This is a genomic window from Bacillus sanguinis (assembly GCF_018332475.1).
In the GTDB taxonomy this organism is placed as follows: domain Bacteria; phylum Bacillota; class Bacilli; order Bacillales; family Bacillaceae_G; genus Bacillus_A; species Bacillus_A sanguinis.
In genome coordinates this window covers 1-25573 of record NZ_BOQB01000149.1, presented here as the reverse complement: position 1 = coordinate 25573, position 25573 = coordinate 1, and the positions used below count along the sequence as shown (strand labels likewise).

General features: G+C 35.9%; 25 protein-coding genes, 1 pseudogene and 2 other annotated features. Of the genes and pseudogenes, 20 read left to right on the top strand and 6 right to left on the bottom strand.

Translation table 11 applies throughout. The annotated features are described in order from the left end of the window. The first annotated feature begins 140 nt into the window (after nt 1-140). The 16 genes from polA (at nt 141) to KI369_RS16705 (ending at nt 17203) form a co-directional block, all read left to right on the top strand. Nucleotides 141-2774, top strand: a complete 2634-nt coding sequence (gene polA, locus KI369_RS16780) for a DNA polymerase I (protein WP_212956692.1) — start codon at nt 141-143, stop codon at nt 2772-2774. Nucleotides 2775-2786: 12 nt separating this feature from the next. After that, entirely contained in the window at nt 2787-3617 is an 831-nt protein-coding gene (gene mutM, locus KI369_RS16775) for a DNA-formamidopyrimidine glycosylase (protein WP_212956691.1), read from the top strand. Between the two features lie 72 nt (nt 3618-3689). Continuing rightward, a complete protein-coding gene (ytaF, locus tag KI369_RS16770; protein WP_172554017.1) occupies nt 3690-4322 on the top strand; it encodes a sporulation membrane protein YtaF in 633 nt (210 codons plus the stop codon). A gap of 53 nt (nt 4323-4375) precedes the next feature. Beyond that, the gene (coaE, locus tag KI369_RS16765; protein ID WP_144612282.1) at nt 4376-4978 is read left to right on the top strand and encodes a dephospho-CoA kinase; all 603 of its coding nucleotides are present in this window, start codon (nt 4376-4378) and stop codon (nt 4976-4978) included. 109 nt (nt 4979-5087) lie between these two features. After that, the gene (locus KI369_RS16760) at nt 5088-6116 is read left to right on the top strand and encodes a glyceraldehyde-3-phosphate dehydrogenase (RefSeq protein WP_000198972.1); all 1029 of its coding nucleotides are present in this window, start codon (nt 5088-5090) and stop codon (nt 6114-6116) included. A gap of 389 nt (nt 6117-6505) precedes the next feature. Continuing rightward, complete coding sequence (gene speD, locus KI369_RS16755) at nt 6506-6889, top strand: adenosylmethionine decarboxylase (RefSeq protein ID WP_002003660.1); 384 nt, start codon at nt 6506-6508, stop codon at nt 6887-6889. Nucleotides 6890-7174: 285 nt separating this feature from the next. Beyond that, nucleotides 7175-7636, top strand: coding sequence for a transcriptional regulator NrdR (nrdR, locus tag KI369_RS16750; RefSeq protein ID WP_001203687.1), 462 nt, complete (start codon nt 7175-7177; stop codon nt 7634-7636). 152 nt (nt 7637-7788) lie between these two features. After that, nucleotides 7789-9195: a replication initiation and membrane attachment family protein gene (locus KI369_RS16745; protein ID WP_144612283.1), complete on the top strand. Its 1407-nt coding sequence runs from the start codon at nt 7789-7791 to the stop codon at nt 9193-9195. 33 nt (nt 9196-9228) lie between these two features. Next, complete coding sequence (dnaI, locus tag KI369_RS16740) at nt 9229-10167, top strand: primosomal protein DnaI (protein WP_212956690.1); 939 nt, start codon at nt 9229-9231, stop codon at nt 10165-10167. A gap of 279 nt (nt 10168-10446) precedes the next feature. Beyond that, the gene (gene ytxC, locus KI369_RS16735) at nt 10447-11328 is read left to right on the top strand and encodes a putative sporulation protein YtxC (RefSeq protein WP_144612285.1); all 882 of its coding nucleotides are present in this window, start codon (nt 10447-10449) and stop codon (nt 11326-11328) included. A 31-nt stretch (nt 11329-11359) separates the two neighbouring features. Then, nucleotides 11360-11588 (top strand) — a binding site (T-box leader). Between the two features lie 48 nt (nt 11589-11636). Beyond that, nucleotides 11637-13574, top strand: a complete 1938-nt coding sequence (thrS, locus tag KI369_RS16730) for a threonine--tRNA ligase (protein WP_000786073.1) — start codon at nt 11637-11639, stop codon at nt 13572-13574. Nucleotides 13575-13784: 210 nt separating this feature from the next. Further along, nucleotides 13785-13905: a sequence feature (ribosomal protein L20 leader region), on the top strand. 62 nt (nt 13906-13967) lie between these two features. Then, nucleotides 13968-14471, top strand: a complete 504-nt coding sequence (infC, locus tag KI369_RS16725; protein WP_000973214.1) for a translation initiation factor IF-3 — start codon at nt 13968-13970, stop codon at nt 14469-14471. 21 nt (nt 14472-14492) lie between these two features. Beyond that, nucleotides 14493-14693: a 50S ribosomal protein L35 gene (gene rpmI, locus KI369_RS16720; RefSeq protein ID WP_001125945.1), complete on the top strand. Its 201-nt coding sequence runs from the start codon at nt 14493-14495 to the stop codon at nt 14691-14693. 37 nt (nt 14694-14730) lie between these two features. Next, nucleotides 14731-15087: a 50S ribosomal protein L20 gene (gene rplT / locus KI369_RS16715; protein WP_001138362.1), complete on the top strand. Its 357-nt coding sequence runs from the start codon at nt 14731-14733 to the stop codon at nt 15085-15087. Nucleotides 15088-15556: 469 nt separating this feature from the next. Then, a complete protein-coding gene (locus tag KI369_RS16710) occupies nt 15557-16048 on the top strand; it encodes a dUTP diphosphatase (protein ID WP_000365057.1) in 492 nt (163 codons plus the stop codon). A 69-nt stretch (nt 16049-16117) separates the two neighbouring features. Then, entirely contained in the window at nt 16118-17203 is a 1086-nt protein-coding gene (locus KI369_RS16705) for a M42 family metallopeptidase (protein ID WP_212956689.1), read from the top strand. Between the two features lie 42 nt (nt 17204-17245). Here KI369_RS16705 and KI369_RS16700 read toward each other — a convergent pair whose 3' ends face one another. Next, nucleotides 17246-17863, bottom strand: a complete 618-nt coding sequence (locus tag KI369_RS16700; protein WP_000023671.1) for a TetR/AcrR family transcriptional regulator — start codon at nt 17861-17863, stop codon at nt 17246-17248. A 297-nt stretch (nt 17864-18160) separates the two neighbouring features. Between KI369_RS16700 and KI369_RS16695 the strand changes: the two genes are divergently transcribed. Together KI369_RS16695 and KI369_RS16690 are read left to right on the top strand one after the other, a co-directional pair. Beyond that, complete coding sequence (locus tag KI369_RS16695; protein WP_048531600.1) at nt 18161-18814, top strand: HlyD family secretion protein; 654 nt, start codon at nt 18161-18163, stop codon at nt 18812-18814. A gap of 12 nt (nt 18815-18826) precedes the next feature. Continuing rightward, entirely contained in the window at nt 18827-20611 is a 1785-nt protein-coding gene (locus KI369_RS16690) for a DHA2 family efflux MFS transporter permease subunit (RefSeq protein ID WP_212956688.1), read from the top strand. Between the two features lie 20 nt (nt 20612-20631). On the opposite strand, the gene KI369_RS16685 is transcribed toward KI369_RS16690, so the two are convergent. Both KI369_RS16685 and KI369_RS16680 read right to left on the bottom strand, forming a co-directional pair. Then, on the bottom strand, nt 20632-20988 hold the full coding sequence (locus KI369_RS16685) for an ammonia permease (protein ID WP_212956687.1): 357 nt from the start codon (nt 20986-20988) through the stop codon (nt 20632-20634). Between the two features lie 30 nt (nt 20989-21018). Next, nucleotides 21019-21383 (bottom strand): annotated as a pseudogene (locus tag KI369_RS16680) (DNA-binding protein). Nucleotides 21384-21529: 146 nt separating this feature from the next. Between KI369_RS16680 and KI369_RS16675 the strand changes: the two are divergent. Next, entirely contained in the window at nt 21530-22069 is a 540-nt protein-coding gene (locus tag KI369_RS16675) for a sigma-70 family RNA polymerase sigma factor (protein ID WP_212956686.1), read from the top strand. Between the two features lie 21 nt (nt 22070-22090). Continuing rightward, on the top strand, nt 22091-23116 hold the full coding sequence (locus KI369_RS16670; RefSeq protein ID WP_212956685.1) for a DUF4179 domain-containing protein: 1026 nt from the start codon (nt 22091-22093) through the stop codon (nt 23114-23116). Between the two features lie 27 nt (nt 23117-23143). Here KI369_RS16670 and KI369_RS16665 read toward each other — a convergent pair whose 3' ends face one another. From KI369_RS16665 to KI369_RS16655, 3 genes are all read right to left on the bottom strand, one after another. Then, on the bottom strand, nt 23144-23818 hold the full coding sequence (locus tag KI369_RS16665) for a CPBP family intramembrane glutamic endopeptidase (protein ID WP_046956240.1): 675 nt from the start codon (nt 23816-23818) through the stop codon (nt 23144-23146). 247 nt (nt 23819-24065) lie between these two features. Beyond that, nucleotides 24066-24779, bottom strand: a complete 714-nt coding sequence (locus tag KI369_RS16660) for a CPBP family intramembrane glutamic endopeptidase (protein WP_212956684.1) — start codon at nt 24777-24779, stop codon at nt 24066-24068. Nucleotides 24780-24918: 139 nt separating this feature from the next. After that, nucleotides 24919-25476, bottom strand: coding sequence for an HD domain-containing protein (locus KI369_RS16655; RefSeq protein WP_212956683.1), 558 nt, complete (start codon nt 25474-25476; stop codon nt 24919-24921). Nucleotides 25477-25573: the final 97 nt, after the last annotated feature.

The window sequence follows — 25573 nt, the reverse complement described above, 5'->3', positions numbered from 1 at the left end:
TTAATAAACGTTTGTATATATGATAGAAAATAGCCGTTATTTTTCTTCTCTCTATTAGTCATGTTAATATAGAGAGAGGAAAGAAACGGTTTTTTTCTGTGAAAAAAATCATTTCAAATTTGTATGGGGAGGTTTCTGATTTGGAAAAAAAGGTCGTATTAGTAGATGGTAATAATATCGCGTATCGTGCTTTTTTTGCACTACCGCTTTTAAATAACGACAAAGGTATACATACGAACGCAATTTACGGTTTTACAATGATGTTAATGAGAATATTAGAGGAAGAAAAACCAACGCATATGTTAGTAGCATTTGATGCGGGTAAAACAACGTTCCGTCATAAAACGTATAGTGAGTATAAAGGAGGACGTCAAAAGACTCCACCTGAATTATCAGAGCAATTCCCATTTATTCGTGAGATGCTTGATGCATTCAACGTACCGCGTTATGAATTAGAAAATTATGAAGCGGATGACATTATGGGAACGCTAGCAAAAGAAGCGAGTGAACAAGGAGCAAATGTAAAAGTTATTTCAGGAGATAAAGATTTACTTCAACTTGTTTCTGATAACACGCTTGTATGTATTCCTCGAAAAGGGATTACAGAAGTAGATGAATATACGAAAGAAGCTTTATTTGAGAAATACAGCTTATCACCAACGCAAATTATCGATATGAAAGGTTTAATGGGAGACCAATCAGATAATATTCCAGGTGTACCAGGAGTTGGTGAAAAAACTGCGATTAAATTGTTAACACAGTTTGGAACGGTTGAAGCAGTGTATGAAAATATAGATCAAGTAAGCGGGAAGAAATTAAAAGAAAAACTGGAAGCAAATAAAGACCAGGCTCTTATGAGTAAAGATCTTGCAACTATTATTACAGATGCGCCAATTGCTGTGCATGTGGATGATATGGAGTATAAAGGGTATGAAGCAAGTGATGTCATTCCAATGTTCGAGAATTTAGGATTTACATCTCTTTTAAATAAATTAGGTGTCACGCCAGAAGAAACGGCTCCAGCTGAATTAGATGATATTACATTTGACATTGTGGAAGAAGTTACAGAAGAGATGCTTCAGCAAGATAGTGCGCTTATTGTTGAAGTGCAGGAAGATAACTATCATAAAGCAGACATTCAAGGCTTTGGTATTCAAAATGAAAATGGTTGCTATTTTATTCAGACAGACATTGCACTTAAGTCAGACGCTTTTAAAGGGTGGCTTGCAGATGGGGAAATGAGAAAGTATACATTTGATGCTAAGCGTGCAATCGTTGCACTGAAATGGAACGATATAGATATGCAAGGGATTGACTTTGATCTATTAATAGCTGCTTATTTACTTGATCCAGCTGATACGGATAAAGATTTCCGTACTGTAGCGAAAATGAAAGAAACACATGCTGTGAAATCCGATGAAGAAGTTTACGGAAAAGGCGCGAAGCGTGCTGTTCCAGAGCTAGAATTAGTAGCGGAGCATGTAGCTCGTAAAGTGCATGTATTATATGATGTAAAGCAAACATTCGTTGAAGAGTTAGAGAAGAATGAGCAATATGAACTGTTTACAGAGTTAGAATTACCACTGGCTCGTGTATTAGCTGATATGGAAGTAAAAGGTGTAAAAGTTGATACGGAGCGTCTTCGTAATATGGGAGAAGAACTTGCAGGTAGATTAAAGGAAATGGAACAGGAAATTTATAAGCTTGCGGGAACAGAATTTAATATTAATTCACCGAAGCAGCTTGGTGTTATTCTGTTTGAGAACTTAAACTTACCAGTTATTAAAAAGACGAAAACAGGTTATTCTACGTCAGCTGATGTACTAGACAAGCTTATGGATCATCATGAAATTATTCCAAACATTTTACATTACCGTCAATTAGGGAAACTAAATTCAACTTATATTGAAGGTTTATTAAAAGTTGTACATGAAGACACATCTAAAATCCATACGCGTTTCAATCAAGTATTAACGCAAACGGGTCGATTAAGTTCAACGGATCCAAACTTGCAAAATATCCCGATTCGATTAGAAGAAGGAAGAAAGATTCGTCAGGCATTCGTTCCATCAGAAGAAGGATGGATTATGTACGCAGCGGATTATTCACAAATTGAACTTCGTGTATTAGCTCATATTGCAAATGATAAAGGGCTAGTTGAAGCGTTCCAACATGACATGGATATTCATACGAAAACAGCGATGGATGTATTTGGCGTTGAAAAAGATGAAGTAACTTCGAATATGAGACGACAAGCAAAAGCTGTTAACTTCGGAATTGTGTACGGTATTAGTGATTATGGTCTTTCGCAAAACTTAGGAATTACAAGAAAAGCAGCAGCGGAATTTATTGAAAAGTATTTAGAAAGTTTCCCTGGTGTACAAGAATACATGAATGACATCGTAAAAGATGCGAAACAAAAAGGATATGTGGCTACATTATTAAATCGCCGCCGTTATATTCCAGAAATTACGAGTCGTAATTTTAATTTACGTAGCTTTGCTGAGCGTACAGCTATGAATACACCAATTCAAGGTACTGCAGCAGATATTATTAAAAAAGCGATGATTATTATGGCAGATCGTTTAGAAGAAGAAGGATTACAAGCGCGTCTTCTTCTGCAAGTACACGATGAATTAATATTTGAAGCACCAAAAGAAGAAATTGAAAAATTAGAGAAGCTTGTACCTGAAGTAATGGAGCATGCAATTGAACTTGCAGTTCCGCTGAAAGTTGATTATTCTTACGGTCCAACTTGGTACGACGCAAAATAAGGAAGTGATGAAATGCCGGAATTACCAGAGGTTGAAAACGTCAGACGGACACTTGAAAATCTTGTAACAGGAAAAACGATTGCAGATGTTATTGTTACGTATCCGAAAATAGTAAAACGTCCGGATGATGCAGAAATTTTTAAAGAAATGCTAAGAGGCGAAAAGATTGAAAATATAAAGCGAAGAGGGAAGTTTTTGCTTTTATATGTAACGAATTATGTTATTGTTTCACATTTACGTATGGAAGGTAAGTTTTTACTGCATCAAGAGGGTGAACCGATTGATAAGCATACACACGTCCGTTTCTTATTTACAGATGGAACTGAATTACATTATAAAGATGTGAGAAAGTTTGGTACGATGCATCTCTTTAAGAAAGGTGAAGAGTTGAATCAAATGCCTCTTGCTGACTTAGGTCCGGAGCCGTTTGATGCTGAATTGACACCGCAGTATTTACAAGAAAGATTGCAAAAGACCAATCGTAAAATAAAAGTCGTATTATTAGACCAGCGTCTTTTAGTAGGGCTTGGAAATATATATGTAGATGAGGTTTTATTCCGTTCTCAAATTCATCCGGAACGAGAAGCTTCGTCTTTAACAGCAGAAGAAATTGAACGAATTTACGAGGCGACTGTTACAACGTTAGGCGAAGCAGTGAAGCGTGGCGGAAGTACAATTCGAACATATATCAACTCACAAGGGCAAATTGGCTCATTCCAAGAACTTCTAAATGTATATGGAAAAAAAGGAGAACCGTGTGTGACTTGCGGTACGATATTAGAAAAAACAGTTGTTGGCGGAAGAGGAACGCATTACTGCCCGATTTGTCAGCCGAGAATATAGAAAAGGGATAACATCGGATAGGCATTTGTCATATACATACAGCAGAGCTATGTATAAGGGAGGAGCTTACCGATGTACCTTTATTTATCTCTTATTTTATTAGCTTTTACATTAAGCTTAGATAGCTGTAGTGTAGGGCTAACATATGGTTTAAGAAGCGTAAGAATTCCACTAAGATCAATTATAATTATCGGAATGTGTTCAGCAGCTGTTATGCTTGTTTCAATGGGAATTGGACATATGATCGCGAAAATCTTTTCACCTGTTATCGCAACGCGTATCGGTGGGCTTGTTCTTATTGGAATCGGAATTTGGGTATTATACCAATTTTTTCGAAGTGAGAAAAAAGAAGAACCGAAGCAAGAGGAGAAAGTATGGAAATTAGAAATTGCTTCGCTCGGGCTAGTGATTCAAATTTTACGGAAACCGACTGTAGCAGATTTTGATAAATCAGGCACCATTTCTGCAGGAGAAGCATTGCTTCTTGGTATCGCTCTTTCTATAGATTCGTTTGGTGCCGGAATTGGTGCATCTTTATTAGGGTATGCCCCTGCTATGATGGCTGTATTAGTTGCGGTTATGAGTTCTTTGTTTTTATTTATTGGAATGAAACTTGGAACGGTTTTATCAAATATGAAATGGTTACAAAAATTTACATTCCTGCCTGGGGTATTACTCATTATTATTGGAATTTGGAAAATGTAAGTATGGGCGTGGAACATTAGTTTCGCGCCTTTTATATTGTGAGGAGGATTATCATGACAGTAGTAATTGGATTAACGGGAGGCATTGCAAGTGGAAAAAGTACGGTATCAGAAATGTTTCGTGAGTTAAGTATACCGGTTATTGATGCGGACATTATTGCAAGAGAAGTTGTAGAACGAGGAAAACCAGCATATAACAAAATAGTAGAAGTGTTTGGAACGGAAGTATTGCAAGAAGATGGAGAACTGGACCGTCCAAAATTAGGAAGCGTCGTTTTCTATAATGAAGAAAAACGATTGCAGTTAAATAAAATAGTTCATCCTGCAGTGCGTGAGGAAATGAATAGGCAAAAGGAAATGTACATAAAAGAAGGGGTGCAAGCGGTTGTGTTAGATATCCCTCTCTTATTTGAAAGTAAATTAACAAGTCTCGTTGACCGCGTTTTAGTTGTAGCAGTTAAGCCCCATACGCAATTAGAACGTTTAATGAAGCGAAATAATTTTTCAGAAGAAGAAGCAACAGCTCGTATTCAATCTCAAATGCCGTTAGAAGAAAAAGTGAAGAATGCAGATGAAGTGATAAATAATGATGGCACAATTATGGGAACGAAAACACAATTGCAGGTGATTTTAAAGAATTGGAACATTATTGACTAAAAAATTGTGAAATTAATGAAAATGCTTAGTGACATATCCCCTTTTTGTGTTATACTATTATTGGGATTGGAGATAAATAGTATAACGCATTCAAGGGGGATAACATATTATGACTCGTGTGGCAATTAATGGATTTGGACGTATTGGGAGAATGGTATTTCGTCAGGCAATAAAAGAAAGCGCATTCGAAATTGTAGCAATCAATGCAAGCTATCCATCTGAAACGTTAGCACATTTAATTAAATATGATACAGTTCACGGCAAGTTTGACGGAACAGTAGAAGCATTTGAAGATCACTTATTAGTTGATGGGAAAATGATTCGCCTTTTAAACAACCGCGATCCAAAGGAATTGCCTTGGACAGATCTAGGTGTTGAAGTTGTAATTGAAGCAACTGGTAAATTTAATTCAAAAGAAAAAGCAATTCTTCATGTTGAAGCTGGAGCGAAAAAAGTTATTTTAACAGCGCCTGGTAAAAATGAAGATGTAACAATTGTAGTTGGTGTGAACGAAGACCAATTAGATATTACAAAACATACTGTTATTTCAAATGCATCTTGCACAACAAACTGTTTAGCGCCTGTTGTTAAGGTGTTAGATGAGCAGTTTGGAATTGAAAACGGTTTAATGACGACAGTTCACGCTTATACAAATGACCAAAAAAATATTGATAACCCACATAAAGATTTAAGAAGAGCACGTGCTTGCGGACAATCAATTATTCCGACAACGACAGGTGCTGCGAAAGCGCTAGCAAAAGTTCTTCCGCATTTAAATGGAAAACTTCACGGTATGGCACTTCGTGTACCAACACCAAACGTGTCTCTTGTTGACTTAGTAGTAGATGTAAAACGTGATGTGACAGTTGAAGCTATTAACGATGCATTCAAAACTGTTGCAAACGGTGCGTTAAAAGGTATTGTAGAATTCAGCGAAGAGCCTTTAGTATCTATTGACTTTAATACAAATACACACTCAGCTATCATTGATGGTTTATCTACAATGGTAATGGGTGATCGTAAAGTGAAAGTGCTTGCTTGGTATGATAATGAGTGGGGCTACTCTCGTCGTGTTGTAGATCTTGTAACGTTAGTTGTTGACGAATTAGCGAAGCAAGAAAATGTGCAACATATTTAAGTGAATAAGGGAGAGGGCAAGTGGAATATTTGCCCTCTTTTTTTTATTTTTTTCTGAAAAGGAAAAAAATTATATGAGTATATTTTCAGAAGTGGACATACCACGAAACGTTGGGATTACTGTATTTGTGAATCATTTATTTTTTTTAGGGAAAAGTAAAGAGGAAAATATGACAGAAAATCGAAAAAACTGTTGTTGCAAAATGAAAATAAACAAAGTATACTAACACTCGTAAACTTAAGAGCTGAGGTACGTAGTCACTACTTAAAGGGTTAGGACCTCTCTGGACTAACTTTCCCCCGTGGTAGTGGAGCAAGCCAAATTGCAAATTAGTTTTCAATTCGAACAGTTAGAATAAATTTACAAGGGGGAACTGTAGAATGGATACTATGGATACGATGGGTCGTCACGTGATCGCTGAACTTTGGGATTGCGATTTCGACAAGCTTAATGACATGCCGTATATTGAACAATTATTTGTGGATGCAGCACTAAGAGCTGGTGCTGAAGTGCGTGAGGTTGCTTTCCATAAATTTGCACCACAAGGTGTAAGTGGAGTAGTAATTATCTCGGAATCACATTTAACAATTCATAGCTTTCCGGAGCACGGTTACGCAAGTATTGATGTTTATACTTGTGGGGATCGTATTGATCCAAATGTTGCTGCAGAATATATTGCAGAAGGTTTAAACGCGAAAACGCGTGAGAGCATCGAGCTTCCTCGAGGCACTGGTAGCTTCGAAATTAAGCAGAGAGAAACAAAAGCTCTTTAAAAAAGAACATAATTGATTTAAAATGTAAAGAGGTGTATAATGCACCTCTTTTTTAGTTTATAAAAAAGGGAAAATATAACGTACTCGTTAGTTGAAGAAATGGAGCTCTTACGAATAAGTTAACACCGCATCTATCATCGTATTTTTAAAAACGAGATGATAAAATAATGCGCTTAAACTTAAAGTGGTAAGAGAGTTAAAATGAGTTATATAATAATGTATATATATTGTCAGATGAAGTAAGTAGAGAAAAAATAAAGAGTATAGTGTAAAGGAGTGAATATATTGCGTTGTCCATCCTGTTCTCATAATGGTACAAGAGTGTTAGATTCGCGTCCGGTAGACGAGGGGCGCTCTATTCGAAGAAGGAGAGAGTGTGAAAGCTGTTTAAGCCGCTTTACGACATTTGAAAGAGTGGAAGAGTCACCTCTTATCGTTGTAAAAAAAGAAGGAACACGAGAAGAGTTTAATAAAGAAAAGATTTTACGTGGCTTAATTAAAGCGTGCGAAAAAAGGCCAGTATCTTTAAGACAATTAGAAGAAGTAACTCAAAGCGTGGAACGTGAACTTCGTAATTTAGGTATATCAGAAGTGAAAAGTGATATGATTGGTGAAATTGTTATGGAAGAACTACGTGATATCGATGATGTTGCTTACGTGCGTTTTGCTTCTGTATATCGCCAATTTAAAGATTTAAATGTATTTATTGAAGAATTAAAAGATATACTGCAAAAAGAAAGAGAGTAGAAGTTGGATTTTATTCTCTTTACATACCGTAAGTAACGAGATAAGAGAGCTAGAAGCGAAAGCTAATAGCTCTTTTTCGCTAAGAAATTATATAATGAAGGTAGAACGAATGAAGTAGAGGATAGATTGGATGAGAGAAAGGAAAAGCAAGAATGGAAAAACAGTCATGGATGGAGCTATTGCCAATTGATCGTTATAAAGTAAGTGCGAAAGGGTTACTGCATAATTACGACCGAAAAGTGTTGACGATGTTGTATCAGCCATTAATAGGTAGTAGAGCTTTTAGCTTGTACATGACGCTATGGGGAGAGTTAGAGCAAGACCGTGTGTTTGGAAAAGAGAATACACATCATTCCCTTATGGTGACCATGCAAATGCAGCTTCCCGAAATATATGAGGAACGAGTAAAGTTAGAGGCAATTGGACTTTTGAAGATATATATTAAGAAAGAAAAAGATATTCGAATGTTTATATATGAGCTGCAACCACCTTTATCTCCGAAGCAGTTTTTTGATGATATTGTGTTAAGTATCTTTTTATACAATCGATTGAGTCGGACAAAATATAATCAAGTAAAGCAATATTTCTTAGAAGAAGAATTTGATTTTGCATCTTATGAAAATGTTACGCGTTCTTTCAATGATGTGTTCGGTTCGTTCAATCCAGGGCAGCTTGAGCATGCGCAAGAAGATCTTCGTATTCCAAAAACGACAGCTATGCCAAGTCGCGAGAAGGGAGACGCTCCGAAAGTTTGGAATGATTTCTTTGATTTCTCCTTATTTGTAGATGGCTTGTCCGCTCTTGTCCCTAAAAAGGCGATTACAGATCAAGTGCGAGAATGTGTCATTACACTTGCCTACGTGTATGATGTAGATGTGTTATCGATGCAAAATATCGTGCTTGGTGCGGTGACAGAGATGCAGACAATTGATATCGAAAGGCTTAGAAAAGGAGCGCGTGATTGGTATCAGTTCGAAAACGGTCAAGCGTTACCTGTATTAAGTGAAAGAGTACAGCCTCACGCTGCACGTATGATGAAAGAAAAAGAGCCTTCTACGCAAGAAGAGATGTTAATCAAACAGCTAGAGGAAATCTCACCAAAACAACTATTGAAAGAAATCTCTGGTGGGGCAGAGGCGACAAAGGCTGACTTGCAAATCGTTGAAGATGTGATGATTAATCAAAAGTTAGCGCCAGGTGTTGTGAATGTACTTATTTATTACGTTATGCTACGCTCGGATATGAAACTTGCGAAAACGTATGTGGAGAAGATTGCTGGGCATTGGGCACGTAAAAAGGTAGGTACAGTAGCTGAAGCAATGGCATTAGCGAAAGAAGAGAATCGCCAATATCAAGAGTGGGCTGAGACGAAGAAAAAAGGTCGTACATCGAAGAAAACGGTACGACAAGAAATGGTACCAGATTGGCTGAAAGAAGAGCCGAAAGAACAAGAGAAAGAAACAGTCAAGAAAGATATAAGTAAGAAAAAAGATGTAAGTACGTTAGATGATGAACGAAAACGACTAGAAGAAGTGTTAAAAAAATATAAGCGTGATTAATAGAAGAGAATGAACGCTCTTTGAGGTGAGAAAATGGAGCATATTCAAAATTCATTTGCAAAGTTAATGGAAAATGAAAATTTTAAAAATAGATATGAAGTATTAAAGGCGGAAGTAATGGCACATCCGCGCGTGAAAGAATTTATAGACGAGCATAAAGGTGAAGTAACAACTTCTATGATTGAGCGCAGTCTTGTGAAATTATACGAATATATTGGACAAAGTGTAGGTTGTGCGGATTGTCCCGATCTAGGTTCGTGTAAAAACATGCTGCAAGGATATGAGCCGAAGCTCGTTATCCAAGGGAAGATGATCGATATTCAATACGATCGTTGCGTTAGAAAAGTAGCATATGACGAGAGAAAGAAATATGAAAAACTCGTTCAAAGTGTATATATGCCAACTGACATTTTACAGGCAACGATGGAAAACTTAGATCCTTCAGATTTAGATGCTCGTATTGAGGCAATTGGCGCAGCTAATGAATTTTTAAGTACATATGAACCTGGTAAAAAAGTACAAGGTTTATATTTGTACGGTAAATTTGGTGTAGGGAAAACGTATCTGTTAGGAGCAATTGCGAATGAGCTTGCTCGAAAGAAAATAAGTTCGATGCTCGTATACTTCCCTGAATTTCTACGTGAAATTAAAAGTTCGATTCAAGATAATTCGATTGGGGAAAAGATTGATGCGGTAAAACGCGTACAAGTTTTAATGTTAGATGATATTGGAGCTGAAGCGATGTCAAGCTTTGTACGTGATGATGTGCTTGGCGCAATTTTGCAATTCCGTATGTTAGAAAACTTACCGACGTTCTTTACTTCTAATTTTGATTTCAAGGAATTGGAACATCATTTAACGTATACACAGCGTGGTGAAGCAGAACAAATGAAAGCAGCGCGTATTATGGAACGAATTAAATATTTAGCGAAGCCAATTACAATTGGCGGGAAAAACCGACGTCATAAGTAAAGAGCAAGCTGAGAAGCTTGCTCTTTTTTTTTCGTTTTGAACACTTTTCAGACTAGGTGAATTGCAAAACAAAAAGTTCTTATAGAAAATTCATTGTAGCTTGTATCATTTTTTTCTCCCTCCCTTAATATATATAAAATTAGCAAGCCATATCGAGTGGATTTTCTAACGCTAAGAAGTGTAATTCTACTAAGAGTGAACTTCCACGGGACGGACTCTTATAGGATTTGTAACGTATAGATACAATCCTTTAGAGCAGGGATAAAAGGGGGGACAAAAGTGATTGAAATTTGCTTCGAAGAAAAAAATGATGCTACGCATGTATATAGACAACTACTGAAAAGAGCGGAACTGTTATATAAGGAAACGAGTGTGTATTTACAGGAACAGAAGATTGTAATTCATATACCAGTATGTGAATCGAATTATATTGAAAAGATTTTATTGCCAGTAATGGTATATTTCATTGTGAATGTAAAGCAAAACGAGTGGATTTATACGATCTTAAAAGAGAAGTTTTTTTATGAAGAAGAGGAAGAGTGTCATCAAATATTGCATATGGCACATGAGATTTTAAAGGGAAGAAGAAAAGGGATTGCTCGTGAACTAACACGTCATACATTTGAATCATATATTAAAACCTCTTTAAATAACTGGCTTTGTGATCCGCTTTCGTTCTCGTTTTCATCATATGTTCGTTTTCGCCTTCGTACATATAGGGAAATGGTAGCTAAGCTTGCAGAAGTGTCGATTGATGAGTATAAGTTGGAACAAGAATATCAAATGTTTATTGAGACGCTAAGGCAACAAGTGCGCAGCCGAAAATCACGTTTGTCCTGTGTGCATCTTATTTTTGATGAAAGCTTTATTTTCTATGATGATAAAGGTAGGCGTTTAAAACAGGAGAAATTGGTTCAATATATAGATGAGGAATTATTAAAGCAAAAGGATGTATATATTGATACGAAAGTAATTGCACCACTTCTCTCTATTTCGCCGAAAAAAATTTATTTATATACGAAAGAACAAGACCATAATATGATTATTACTTTGCGAAATGTATTTCAAGAACGGGTACAATTACATGGATTACATGAGTTTGAGCGCAATGTGAAAAATTTAAAAAATAAAGGTAACGCCCTTGATTTTCTAAGTTTTTGAGCATATAATTACCTACATAAATGAAATATATTGAAATGTCATGATGAGGACATGAGTAGTTTTCTACGATTTTCAGAGAGGGAAGCCTTAGGGTGTGAGCTTCCTAGTACGGGATGATTACTTACCACCTCTAAACTTTAGCAGTGAACGGTTTTTCTAGTAATTGCTAACGGACAACACCGTTATGTTGAACTTGAGCAATTAACAATAAGGTTAATTGGAACAAGGGTGGAACCACGAATTCAACACTCGTCCCTTTTTACGGGATGAGTGTTTTTTATTTTGAAAAAAAAGAGGAGTGACCAGTGATGGCAGATGTAGTTAAAATTACTTTCCCTGATGGAGCTGTGAAGGAGTTTCCAAAAGGCGTAACAACTGAAGAAATCGCAGCTTCTATTAGCCCAGGCTTAAAGAAAAAAGCTGTGGCTGGAAAATTAAACGATGAGATGATTGATCTTGTTACACCAATCGAAGAAGATGGTGCAGTTTCTATTATTACATTAGATTCTGAAGATGGCTTATACATTTTACGCCATTCAACAGCCCACCTTTTAGCACAAGCGTTAAAACGTTTATATAAAGATGCTAAGCTTGAGCTTGGCATTGGTCCAGTAATCGAAAATGGCTTCTACTACGATATTGATATGGAAGAAGCAATTACAGTTGAAGACTTTAAGAAAATCGAAAAAGAAATGCAAAAAATCGTGAACGAAAACTTAGAAATCGTTCGTCATGAAGTGCCACGTGCAGAAGCACTTCGTCGTTTTGAAGAAATCGGCGATGAGTTAAAATTAGATTTAATTAACGATCTTCCAGAAGATGCAGTTATTTCAATCTATGAGCAAGGCGAATTCTTCGACCTTTGCCGTGGGGTTCACCTTCCATCTACAGGGAAAATTAAAGTGTTTAAATTATTAAGCGTTGCGGGTGCTTACTGGCGCGGCGATAGCAATAATAAAATGCTACAACGTATTTACGGTACTGCATTCGTTAAGAAAGCAGAATTAGATGAGCACTTACGTATGCTTGAAGAAGCGAAAGAGCGAGATCACCGTAAATTAGGTAAAGAATTAAAATTATTTACTAATAGCCAAAAAGTAGGACAAGGTTTACCGCTTTGGTTACCAAAAGGTGCAACAATCCGCCGTATTATCGAGCGTTACATCGTTGATAAAGAAGCAAGCTTAGGCTATGATCACGTATACACTCCAGTACTAGGAAGCAGAGAGCTTTACGAAACTTCTGGTCACTGGAATCACTACCGTGATGGTATGTTCCCATCAATGGAAATGGATAATGAAGAGTTAGTTCTTCGTCCAATGAACTGCCCTCACCACATGATGGTTTATAAAAACGATATTCACAGCTACCGTGAATTACCAATCCGTATTGCGGAACTTGGAACAATGCACCGCTATGAAATGTCAGGTGCGTTATCTGGATTACAACGTGTACGCGGAATGACTTTAAACGATGCACACATTTTCGTTCGCCCAGATCAAATTAAAGAAGAGTTAAAACGTGTTGTAAACTTAACTCTAGAAGTGTACAAAGATTTCGGTTTAGAGAACTATTCATTCCGTCTATCTTATCGTGACCCAGCTGATACTAAAAAGTATTATGCTGATGACGAGATGTGGGAAAAAGCACAAGGTATGTTAAAAGAAGCTATGGATGAAATGGGTCTTGATTACTATGAAGCTGAAGGTGAAGCGGCATTCTACGGTCCAAAACTTGACGTTCAAGTTCGTACTGCTCTTGGAAAAGACGAAACACTTTCAACTGTACAATTAGACTTCTTACTTCCAGAACGCTTTGAATTAGCTTACGTTGGTGAAGACGGTAAACAACATCGTCCAGTTGTAATTCACCGTGGTGTTGTATCAACTATGGAACGTTTCGTAGCCTTCTTAATTGAAGAATACAAAGGTGCATTCCCAACTTGGTTAGCTCCGGTTCAAGCGCAAGTAATTCCAGTTTCTCCGCAAGTACATTTAGACTATGCGAAGAAAGTACAAGATGAATTACGCCGTGCTGGTATCCGTGTTGAATTAGATACTCGTGAAGAGAAAATTGGTTACAAAATCCGTGAAGCACAAATGCAAAAAATTCCGTACATGCTTGTAGTAGGTGACAATGAAGTAACTGAAAACGGCGTAAACGTACGTAAATACGGTGAACAAAAATCAGAAACAATCGCATTAGATGCTTTTGTTGATATGATTAAAGTAGAAGGAAAACGATAAGAAATTGCCGCGGTATACCGTGGCTTTTCTATGTAATATGAGTTAGGGAAATTAGAAAAAAAAACCAAGTAATACTTATCGTAAAAAAGTATTGCAAGTATGTTAGTTGTTTGTTACAATATTTCTTGTTGTTAGTAAAACACATCGCGTCTTCTTGACAGACGTCATGTCCTATGATAAACTCATCAAGGATAATAGAATATTGTTTTGTGGAACAAGTAGAAGCACCCGCTTCTCACCTGATGGACGCATTCGCAGTTTACAGGTAAATGTATTTCTTACTTAAGATTTTACAAGTGTGGGTGTCGTATGCCCGCACTTTTTTTGTCGGGTTCTATGACTACAAAATATGTTCTGAGAAAACCTTGGAGGTGGCTTACTATTAGCAAGGATATGATGATTAACGAGCAAATTCGTGCACGTGAAGTACGTTTAGTTGGCGCAAATGGCGATCAACTTGGAATCAAGTCTCGTAATGACGCTTTAGACTTAGCTGCAAATCTTAATCTTGATTTAGTATTAGTTGCTCCAAATGCGAAACCGCCAGTATGCCGCATTATGGACTACGGTAAATTCCGCTTTGAGCAACAGAAGAAAGAAAAAGAACAGCGCAAAAATCAAAAAGTAATTAGCATGAAAGAAGTTCGTTTAAGTCCAACAATTGATGAACATGACTTTAACACAAAACTTCGTAATGCTATCAAGTTTTTAGAGAAAGGCGACAAGGTTAAAGCGTCAATTCGCTTTAAAGGACGTGCCATTACTCATAAAGAAATCGGTCAACGTGTTTTAGATCGCTTCTCAGAAGCTTGTGCTGAAGTTAGTACAATCGAATCTAAGCCTAAAATGGAAGGACGCAGTATGTTCTTAGTTTTAGCACCGAAAAACGATAAGTAATAGATAGAGGAGGAAATACCTATGCCTAAACAAAAAACTCATCGCGGCGCTGCAAAGCGTTTCAAAAAGACTGGATCAGGTAAACTGAAACGTTCTCACGCTTACACAAGCCATTTATTCGCTAACAAATCTACAAAAGCTAAACGTAAACTACGTAAAGCTGGTGTAGTAAGCGCTGGTGACTTCAAACGCATTCGTCAAATGCTTGACAACTTAAAATAAGTTCGGCTGATATATAGAACAATTAGGAGGTAATATTATGCCAAGAGTAAAAGGTGGTACAGTTACTCGTCAACGTCGTAAAAAAGTAATTAAATTAGCAAAAGGTTACTACGGTTCAAAAAATACATTATTCAAGGTTGCTAACCAACAGGTTATGAAATCTCTAATGTATGCATTCCGTGACCGCCGTCAAAAGAAACGTGACTTCCGTAAATTATGGATTACACGTATCAACGCAGCAGCTCGTATGAATGGTCTTTCTTACAGCCGCTTAATGCACGGTCTTAAAAATGCTGGCATCGAAGTTAACCGCAAGATGCTTGCTGACTTAGCTGTTCATGACGAAAAAGCTTTCGCTGAATTAGCAACAGTTGCAAAAAACAACATTAACTAATTAATTAGTTGAAACCTTAGAAGATTTTTCTTCTAAGGTTTTTTGTTTGTATACAAAGAGAGATATGTCGTTATCGATATGACAAAATCAATATAAAAGCTATAGCAATATAGAAGAATATACATATGAATCCAGGAGAATCCTCCTGGCTTTTTTTAATTATATCCCTTTGGAAAGAAGAGTATCTTTCCTACCTGAAACGACACTGCTATAATGGAAAGATGATATGGAACTTTCATCAGATAAAATAATATTTTTATTAGTGGACAATCCACGTATAATGATTAACTACCACCAATCGGAGTGAACAATCTAATAGTGATGACTGAAACGTATTTGTAAATTAAGGACAAGCTATTTTGTAAAGAGATAAATGGCTGACTTATTAATAAGAAACGAAAAATAATAATGAACTTTGAGATGAAACAACATTGTTGCGTAAAATGCGATGTTGGAGGAGGACAATAGAATGGACTTACTACAACTATTTAAATTACAAAAAGAATTAGATGACCGTATTGTGAAAGAGCATGACTTACAACCGAAAAAGTTATTAAAAGAAAAAATGTTGGCTCTTCTTGTAGAAATTGGAGAACTTGCAAATGAAACACGTTGTTTTAAATATTGGAGCAACAAACCAGCATCAGAACGTGAAGTAATATTAGAAGAATACGTAGATGGTTTGCATTTTATTTTATCAATCGGAATTGATTTAGGTATTGATAAAAACTTCCTATTCTATAAATGTGCACAAACGAATAAAACACAAGTAGAAATTTTCTTAGACACATATGCGAAAGTGATTCGTTTTACAGATCAACCATCTATTACGAATTATATTGAATTATTTACAAGCTACCTTCGACTTGGACAAGCACTTGAGTTTGAACAAGAAGAGATTGAAAAGGCGTATTTAGATAAAAACGAAGTAAATCATCAGCGTCAAACACAAGGATACTGATTTAATTTTTGAATATTTCAATTTCCTTTTGTATAATGAAGTGACTGAAGAAAAAGGAGGGTGTTGGCAATGGGAAAATTAGACGCGACATTGACAATGCTAAAAGAATTAACAGATGCACGTGGTATTGCGGGTAACGAGCGTGAACCACGCGAAGTAATGAAGAAATATATTGAGCCGTTTGCGGACGAACTTTCTACTGATAATTTAGGAAGTTTAGTTGCGAAAAAAGTAGGGGAAGAAAACGGCCCGAAAATTATGGTTGCAGGTCATTTAGATGAAGTTGGCTTTATGATTACGCAAATTGATGACAAAGGTTTCCTTCGTTTCCAAACAGTTGGTGGCTGGTGGTCACAAGTTATGCTTGCGCAGCGCGTGACAATTGTAACGCGTAAAGGAGATGTAACAGGTGTAATTGGTTCAAAACCACCGCATATCTTACCTCCAGAAGCGCGTAAAAAGCCAGTTGATATTAAAGACATGTTCATCGATATTGGTGCTTCTAGCCAAGAGGAGGCAATGGAGTGGGGCGTACGACCAGGAGATCAAGTTGTACCTTACTTTGAATTTCAAGTGATGAAAAATGAAAAAATGTTACTTGCAAAAGCATGGGATAACCGAATCGGTTGTGCAATTGCAATTGACGTATTAAAACAATTAAAAGATGAGAAGCATCCAAACGTTGTATACGGCGTAGGTACTGTACAAGAAGAAGTCGGTCTTCGTGGTGCGAAAACATCTGCAAACTATATTAAACCAGATATCGCGTTTGCGGTAGATGTTGGTATCGCTGGAGATACGCCAGGTGTAACGGCAAAAGAAGCGCAAAGCAAAATGGGCGATGGACCACAGATCATTTTATATGATGCTTCTGTTATTGGACATACAGGTTTACGTGACTTTGTAGTTGATGTTGCTGATGAATTGGAAATTCCGTACCAATATGATTCAGTAGCGGGCGGAGGAACGGATGCAGGTGCCATTCATATTGCTGTAAATGGTATCCCGTCTATGGCAATTACGATTGCAACGCGCTACATTCATTCTCATGCGGCAATGTTACACCGTGATGACTATGAAAATGCAGTGAAGTTAATTGTAGAAGTTATTAAACGTCTTGATAAAGAGGCTGTACATAACATTACATTTAATTAATAGAAAAGGCGAAGGATAATATCCTTCGCCTTTTTTTATGTTTTAAAAAGGTCTTTCTAATCCTGCAGCAGTATGAGCGCCCAAAATAATTAAACGAGTTAATTGCATGGCCATAAAATGTGGGGTATATATCATTCCTCTTTTTAGCCATGACATGATCATCCCAATGTGAGCCCCTGTCACATAACTAATTAAAATATCACGAGGAACCATAAGATCTTTATCATCTGGCTGTGAAATAGATAAGCTTAATGTTAAATGAGTTTGTATTGTTTTCATCATTTTATAAGAGTAGTTTCCAGCAGCTTTATCACCAAGCATAACGTTATAGAAGTTCGCATTTTCTGCAATATGTTCGAATAAGGCTAGAAAGGTTGGATTTGGTGAATCAAATGTAAGTTGAAACTCTTCTTTATTTCTATTTTTTGGTTTAATAACTTCTGTTAGCTTCTCTAACATTTCTTCAATGCTTTTGTCTAATAAGTCATATTTATCATGGTAATGGCTATAAAACGTAGCACGATTTACAGGAGCGCGTTCTGCGATATGTTGAACAGTTACATTTTCAAAACCCTTTTCGCCTACTAAAGCGACAAAAGCATCCTGTATGAGTTGTCTCGTCCGCTTTACACGTGGATCGTTTGTATTTTTAATAGACATTGTTACTTCTCCTCGTTTAATTTTTTATACTTAAACAACACGATGGTATTATATTGTTGTTTAAGCGACATTTCATACGGAAATTGTCGGTTGTAGTTTCAAAATAATTATTTATAATTATAAACGATAGTCCTTCAGAAATCAGCACCGCTCGCAGGTAGACATATTCTCGTTTACGCTGTAAATGGTGTGATTTTTTTGTTTAAAGGTTAATATAATTAACAATTAAACAATCTAAACAATAAGGACGTAAATAGTTTAGAAAAAAATTATATGCGATATAAGGAGAGGAATGCAATGAATCAGTTTCGAAGAATGGTGATTATCAACATTATCACATTAATTGTACTAGTTGGCGGCGGTATTGGCGGTTATTACTATTACAATCAAGCGGAAAATTACTTAAAAACAGACAATGCAAAAATTGATGGAAAGGTAATTCCGATTGCATCGCCAGTAGCAGGTAAATTAACTGACTGGAAAGCTGAAGTAGGTAAGAACTACAATGAGAATGATAAATTAGGTGCTGTCACTGTAGCGGCAGCAAATGGAGAACAAACAGTAGATGTAACAATTCCGCAAAATGCAACAGTTGTACAATCAAACGCGACGACAAATGCTTTCGTTGGAGCAGGTAGCCCAATTGCTTACGCATTTGATATGAACAATTTATGGGTAACAGCAAACATTGAAGAAACAGATGTTGACGATGTACAAAAAGGTCAAGATGTAGATGTGTATGTAGATGCATACCCAGATACAACGTTATCAGGAAAAGTAGAGCAGGTTGGATTAACAACAGCGAACACATTCTCTATGTTACCATCAAGCAACGCAACAGCGAACTATACGAAAGTAACACAAGTAGTACCAGTTAAAATTTCTTTAGATCATAGCAAATCAGTAAATATTGTTCCTGGAATGAATGTGTCAGTTCGTATTCATAAGTAAGGGGGAGATGAGATGTCCTCAATTGCAATTGCAGGATATGCACTATTTTGTATAATCGTCTTCTTCCTTGTAAATCGTCTTTTACGAAAGAAAAAAACGAACGTGGGAGAAGAACAAGTCCCAGCCGTAAATAAAATAGAAGTAAGTAAGGTAGAAACAGAAGAGAAAGAAATTGAACGAAAGCAAGAAAAGGAAATTTCTAATGTAGTTGAATTAGAAACAGGAAAGCAAGAAGAAGAAGTGCCGAAAAAACAAATATCTACGCCTGTAGAGAATGTGAACGTAAAAGCAGTTGTAGCTGTATTAATTCTCGGCATGTTTGTTTCTATTTTAAACCAAACAATCATTAACGTTGCATTGCCTCCGTTAATGAATGAATTTAACGTATCAACTTCAACAGCACAATGGTTAATTACAGGTTTCATGCTTGTAAATGGTATTTTAGTACCGATTAGTGCCTTTTTAGTTTCACGATTTACGTATCGTAAATTATTCGTAGCGGCAATGTTATTCTTCACGGTAGGATCTATCATTTGTGCTACTTCAGGAAACTTTACGATGATGATGACGGGCCGCGTTATTCAAGCGGTTGGTGCAGGTATCTTAATGCCGGTTGGTATGAATATCTTCATGACATTGTTCCCGCCTCATAAGCGTGGAGCGGCGATGGGATTACTAGGTGTAGCGATGATTTTAGCTCCAGCTATCGGACCAACTGTAACAGGTTGGGTGATTGAAAATTACAGCTGGAACTTAATGTTCTATGCGATGTTTATTATCGGTTTAATTATTACGTTCCTATCTTTAAAATTCTTTACACTAGCTCAGCCAGTGTCTAAAACGAAATTAGATATATTTGGTGTTGTTAGTTCAAGTATTGGACTAGGAAGCTTATTGTACGGATTTAGTGAAGCTGGAAATAATAGTTGGACTAGTGCCGAAGTTATTATTTCACTTGTTATCGGTGTAATTGGGTTAGCATTATTTATTTGGAGAGAGTTAACGACAGACAATAAAATGCTTGATTTACAAGTATTTAAATATCCAGTATTTACTTTTACTTTAGTAATTAATGCAATCGTTACGATGGCATTATTCGGAGGTATGTTATTACTTCCAGTATATCTGCAAAACATTCGCGGTTTCACACCGATTGAATCAGGTTTATTATTACTACCAGGATCATTAATTATGGGTATCATGGGACCTGTTGCAGGTAAACTATTTGATAAATATGGTATTCGTCCGTTAGCCATTGTTGGATTAGCAATTACAACATTTGCGACATACGAATTCACAACGTTATCGATGGATACGCCGTATAGCGTTATTATGATGGATTATATTATACGTTCAATTGGTATGTCATTCATTATGATGCCAATTATGACAGCTGGTATGAACGCACTGCCGATGAAATTAATTTCTCACGGTACAGCAACGCAAAATACGTCAAGACAAGTAGCTGGTTCAATTGGAACAGCGATATTAATTACACTTATGACGCAACAAACAACTGCTCACGTAGCAGATTACGGCAACATGTTAACGACGTCAAATCCAATTTTAGTTGATAAAGTACACGGTATGGGCCAAAGTTTAGCAGCCTTAGCTGGCTCAGCGCAAGCAGGAGATGCGATGAGCACACAACTACTATATGGACAAATTTCAAAGCTATCTGCAATTAACGGTATTAACGATGCATTCTTAGTTGCAACGATACTGGCGGGTATTGCTTGGGTGTTATCGTTCTTCTTACCATCAGGAAATAAACCAAATAGAAAAGCAGGGAATTAATTTCCCTGCTTTTTGTCTTTCTAAAGAGTTAGATATAAAAAATGATAACCAGTTACGGAGCACAGCCCTGTTATAAACAAAATTGTCCCCATAGAACGAATACTCGATATTTGTCTTCCGCTTATAATAGCTAATAGTCCAGCTAAAGAGAAGAAGCACCAATATAAAGTTCCTGAAATTGGAACCATCCCCTCTAAATCTATTCCAGAACCTATACAAGTGATAGGAACAACGATAAGTGAAATGCTAATTAAACCAGCTGTAATAGTAAGTGATTTACGGTGTTTAATGCCTACAATAATTAAAAAAATACCAACGATAAATGCGCATAACATGAAAGTAAGAGCTAAAATCATCCAAGTTAATATTCCAAACACTTCTGTATTACCTCCGATAAAATATTATATTTAGAATGAATCCCCTACAGATAAAAGTACCCAGAAGATAACCTCTAATATTCCAACGATAAAAATAATGAATCCCATATTACGTATACTTTTAATTTTTGCCTGTAACTCACTTAAACCTGCGAATAATCCAGTTAAAGAAAACAGTATCTAATATAAAGTAGTTGAAATAGGGAGGATTGTATCGCTATTCACCCCAATGCCCCAAAAACAAAAGGTAGAGTGACAAAGGAGAAGGTGAGTAGCCCTATTAAACCAACAAATAATTTACGATGTTTCATGCTAGTAACAATTTAAAAAAATATCACTGAAAACTCCACATAAAACAAGAAGGACATATAAAGAATCCAAAGTAAGCTCAACATATATAATTTCCTTCTATAGTAATCAGTTATATTTTACTACAGGAGGTTTATTTTGGATATTATTAATAAATATGTATAAATTGATAGAAATGAGAAGTAATGATACGAATTAATAGATATAGAGCATGTTAGAGAGGAGGGAGTATATGAAAATTACAGAAGAAAATGTTGCGTATCAGCTAAGGAACAGGAACGAAAAAGCATTATATTTTATTATCGACCAGTACGGCGGACTAATAAAAAGTATTATTCAGAAGCATTTAGCTTCTTTTCAAGATGTGCAAGAGGAATGTATGGATGATGTGTTATTGGCAATTTGGAATCATATTGAAAAGTATGATGAAGAGAAAAATACGTTAAAAAATTGGATTGCAGCTATTACAAAATATAAATCTATTGATTATGCGAGAAAATATGCGAAGACAGTAAATGAAAAAGGATTAGATCAAATAGTTGAAATAGCAATGCATACTACACCTAAAAACGAAATTAGTAATGATATGGAACATATATTAAATCATTTAAAGAAGAACGATAAAGAAATTTTTATGAGGCATTACGTGGAAGAAGATAGTGTAGAAGATATTGCAGAGAAAATGGGAGTGAAAACTTCTTTTATATACAATCGTCTATCGAGAGGTCGGAAGAAACTAAGGGCATTATTTTTACATAATCGGATGAAATAAATAAGAAGAGAGGTGAAGAAAATGAAAGATCCATATGAAATGTTAAATGATATAAAAATGGATGAGAATGAATATGAAGAGGTTAACTTAACTCATATAGAGAAACAGAAAATAAAAAAGCGAGTTCGTAAAAAAATAAAAACGAACAAAGCTCATACGAAACGGAATGTAGCGATTGTAACATCGGCTGCGGCATTATTTATTATGATGATGACTGTAGATATGAGAAGGATGATTGCGGATATACCGTTAATCGGAAGTAAAATGGAAGACTACGTAAACAGTAGAGGGGAACCTTTAAAAGAATATAAAACGACAATAGGACAAACAGTTTATGATAACGGTGTAGAAGTACGGTTAGATGAAGTGATGATAGATGAAGGGCAGATTATTGTTAATAGTACGTTTAAGTCTAGTCGTATCAATTTAGAGGGCTCTTATCCTAGCCCTGATATTTATATAAATGGAAAACAGTTAAATGGTAGCGGTAGCGGCGGGGACAAGAAAATAAATGAATACACGTATACATTTTTCTCAAATATAGATTTAAAAGATGGTGAAATGAACCCTCTAGAAATTCATGGAGAATGTGATATACAAGTTGTATATAGAGATATCTCTTTAAAAGAAGAGAATTCAACATGGAAAGGAGAATGGGGCTTTTCCTTTAAAGCATCTGGAGACAAATTAAAAGCTGAAACGAAGACAATCCCAATCCATAAGCATTTTAAATTAGAAAATGGTCAAAAAATAGAAGTGGAAGATTTAAAAGTTTCTCCTATATCTGCGAAGTTGAACTATAAAATGTTGAATGGAACGAAATTAGAGGTGAAATTTATCGCGAAAGATCAAGATGGAAAAGAGTTAATACCACATTCAGGTCTTACATTATCGAAAAATAGTTATTGGCGGTTTGAAAAATTAGAAGATAGTGTAAAGAAAATTTTTCTGACGCCTGTCCTAACTTCTGGTGAAGAGGGAGAAAAGAAAACGAATTATCGAAAAGTGTTAACGGAAGAAGAGTTTGAAGTTGTTATAAAAGAGTAAAGAGAGGTAACGTGATGATACCTCTCTTTATCCTAAAAAGGCTAACATATTATTCATAATATGAAGTAATATAGCTGGAATAATGGATTTTGTTTTTTTACATAAAATGGCCATAAATAGACCCATGATGAACATACTAAACATCACACCAGTTGAGTATATATGACCTATTCCGAAGAGGAAGCTAGACCCAAACGCTGCAATCCAAAATGGGAAGCGCTGTTGTAGGAAGTGAAGAATAATACCGCGGACTATAAGTTCTTCAAAAATAGGTACAAGTATAGCGCCACCTATTAGCAATAATAGTTTGTATTGTTTTAACATTTCTAGGTCTAAAGCGGATGACTGCTCTTTTACCGCATCAGGAAAAATATTATTAATTATAAATATATCGTTAACGATATGTAGTCCGTAAAAAAGAATGATATAGATGTATGTGCTTACTTTTTTTAATGCTGTAAAGTTTAGTGTTGGGACAATTAAATTTCTTAATGGCTTATATGCATAAATTAAAATTAATAAAATGCACAATACAAATAAATGCCTCCCAAAAGTAGTAAGTGATTTTGTTAAAGCAATTTGTTTTGGATCGGTTAAACCTTCTGTATAAATAACGGTAGGAAGGCCTATAAAGAGATCGGCTAGAAATCCTGTTCCCCAAATCGCAAAAACGAGTGAAAATAGAAATTGTGAGAGTGACATAGGGTGTTTTTGTGGGTAAGTTAGTTGCGTGGCTTGTATAATAGTGAATCACCTATCCTTATTTATTTTATAGTTATATATAAAGATTATAGAATATTTATACAAAAAAGTCATCAGTGTAGTAAAAATGATATTTTGAAGCTAATATTTACAGACAGTAATGATTTGACATTGATGTTCTGTGCAAACGGAAGAGTTTGAAGTTGTTATAAAAGAGTAAAAAGAGGTATCGCAATGATACCTCTTTTTAACTCAAGAATGCCAACATATTATTCATAATATGAAATAACATAGCTGGAATAATGGATTTTGTTTTCTTGCATAAAATAGCCATTAATAATCCCATGAAGAAAGTAATTACCATTACCCCAAGTGAGTATGTATGAGCGATCCCGAAGAAGAAACTTGTTACGATGGCTGCAATCCAAAATGGAAAGCGTTCAGAGAAGAAGTGAAGTAAAAAACCACGGAAAATAAGCTCTTCAAAAATTGGTGTGAGTATTGCAAAGCTGAGAAGTAATAATATTTGATACTGCTTAAAAATGTCTAAGTTTAGTGCGGAAGATTGCTGCTTTGTTGCGTCTTGGAACACATAATTTAACAGTATGTAATTGAGTATGATGTTTATAACGAAGAAAAGAAGTAAGTATACGTATGTGCGCCATTCTTTCAGTGCTTTAAAGTTAAAAGATTTTAATAGTAAATTTTTTGCGGGTTCGAATTTAAAAATGAAGAATAACAACACGGTTAGTTGTAATACGGTACTTGCAGTATTGGCAATAGATTCGTACAGGGCAATTTGTTTTTTATCTGTAAGACCTGCTGTATAAATTGTTAAGGGCATTGCGAGGAACACAGTAATAAGTCCAGTTCCGAAAAAAGCGAATAAAACGGAGCTGATAAATTGTCCCCATGACATAGAGTATTTCTGTTCATTAGAAAGTTGTGTAGCAGGTTGCATTTGTAAAATCACCTCTTTATATTTGTATATTTAATTATAAAGTATTTTGTTTTTATATGTAACATTTAAATATTACATATAAAGGTGTATTTTCCATAAAATAATAAAAGAGGTATCACCCTATAGTGATGCCTCTTTCTCATTGATAACTATGTTCTGCCCTGTTATTCAATTTTGATTGCTCTATTTGCAATTCACGCTCTACTAATCGATCCAACTGCTGAATAGCTTTTAATGCTTTTTCGTAAGAAATTGTTCTATAATGATGTGCTCCGCCTGGTTCTTCATCTGCTTCGTCTGCCCATTTAATAATGTTTTGAAGAGATGTTCTTTCAATTTCTTGTTGTACTAAGAAAGAATCTGTATGAAGAAGAATTGCGATAGAAATTTCTTTTGCTAGTTTCGGATGTTCTCCTAATCTAATAAGCAATTTATGAGCTCTTTCTGCTCCTTTAATTGCATGGATATCATTCTTTTTATATAAGTCATAGTCCCATTCGTCGCCTGTGTACCACGTATGATGTCCGATATCATGAAGGAAACCAGCTTTTGTTGCAGCATCGACTGAGGCGTGATGCTTTTTAGCTAAGTGAAACGCATGGTAAGCGACAGCAATCGCGTGGACCATCCCAGAACGATTTACGTATTTTTGTGTAATATGGTGTTTAAAAATTTGTTCAAGCGTAATACGGTGCATAAAACATTCACTCCTTTTATCCCGCTTTAACGGGCAGTAAGATTCCTACTTCAAAATTCGGCGAATACGAGGAAGTTAGGTGGGGAATCAACTGCCC

Bases quoted from the DNA above. Each gene is read 5' to 3' on its own strand.
- KI369_RS16710 (WP_000365057.1), top strand. From the start codon at position 15,557: ATGGACTTACTACAACTATTTAAATTACAAAAAGAATTAGATGACCGT.
- KI369_RS16695 (WP_048531600.1), top strand. From the start codon at position 18,161: ATGAATCAGTTTCGAAGAATGGTGATTATCAACATTATCACATTAATT.
- KI369_RS16745 (WP_144612283.1), top strand. From the start codon at position 7,789: ATGGAAAAACAGTCATGGATGGAGCTATTGCCAATTGATCGTTATAAA.
- coaE (WP_144612282.1), top strand. From the start codon at position 4,376: ATGACAGTAGTAATTGGATTAACGGGAGGCATTGCAAGTGGAAAAAGT.
- speD (WP_002003660.1), top strand. From the start codon at position 6,506: ATGGATACGATGGGTCGTCACGTGATCGCTGAACTTTGGGATTGCGAT.
- KI369_RS16675 (WP_212956686.1), top strand. From the start codon at position 21,530: ATGAAAATTACAGAAGAAAATGTTGCGTATCAGCTAAGGAACAGGAAC.
- KI369_RS16655 (WP_212956683.1), bottom strand. From the start codon at position 25,476: ATGCACCGTATTACGCTTGAACAAATTTTTAAACACCATATTACACAA.
- rplT (WP_001138362.1), top strand. From the start codon at position 14,731: ATGCCAAGAGTAAAAGGTGGTACAGTTACTCGTCAACGTCGTAAAAAA.
- ytaF (WP_172554017.1), top strand. From the start codon at position 3,690: ATGTACCTTTATTTATCTCTTATTTTATTAGCTTTTACATTAAGCTTA.
- KI369_RS16760 (WP_000198972.1), top strand. From the start codon at position 5,088: ATGACTCGTGTGGCAATTAATGGATTTGGACGTATTGGGAGAATGGTA.
- thrS (WP_000786073.1), top strand. From the start codon at position 11,637: ATGGCAGATGTAGTTAAAATTACTTTCCCTGATGGAGCTGTGAAGGAG.
- KI369_RS16670 (WP_212956685.1), top strand. From the start codon at position 22,091: ATGAAAGATCCATATGAAATGTTAAATGATATAAAAATGGATGAGAAT.
- mutM (WP_212956691.1), top strand. From the start codon at position 2,787: ATGCCGGAATTACCAGAGGTTGAAAACGTCAGACGGACACTTGAAAAT.
- infC (WP_000973214.1), top strand. From the start codon at position 13,968: ATGATGATTAACGAGCAAATTCGTGCACGTGAAGTACGTTTAGTTGGC.
- dnaI (WP_212956690.1), top strand. From the start codon at position 9,229: ATGGAGCATATTCAAAATTCATTTGCAAAGTTAATGGAAAATGAAAAT.
- KI369_RS16660 (WP_212956684.1), bottom strand. From the start codon at position 24,779: ATGCAACCTGCTACACAACTTTCTAATGAACAGAAATACTCTATGTCA.
- KI369_RS16705 (WP_212956689.1), top strand. From the start codon at position 16,118: ATGGGAAAATTAGACGCGACATTGACAATGCTAAAAGAATTAACAGAT.
- KI369_RS16700 (WP_000023671.1), bottom strand. From the start codon at position 17,863: ATGTCTATTAAAAATACAAACGATCCACGTGTAAAGCGGACGAGACAA.
- KI369_RS16690 (WP_212956688.1), top strand. From the start codon at position 18,827: ATGTCCTCAATTGCAATTGCAGGATATGCACTATTTTGTATAATCGTC.
- KI369_RS16665 (WP_046956240.1), bottom strand. From the start codon at position 23,818: ATGTCACTCTCACAATTTCTATTTTCACTCGTTTTTGCGATTTGGGGA.
- rpmI (WP_001125945.1), top strand. From the start codon at position 14,493: ATGCCTAAACAAAAAACTCATCGCGGCGCTGCAAAGCGTTTCAAAAAG.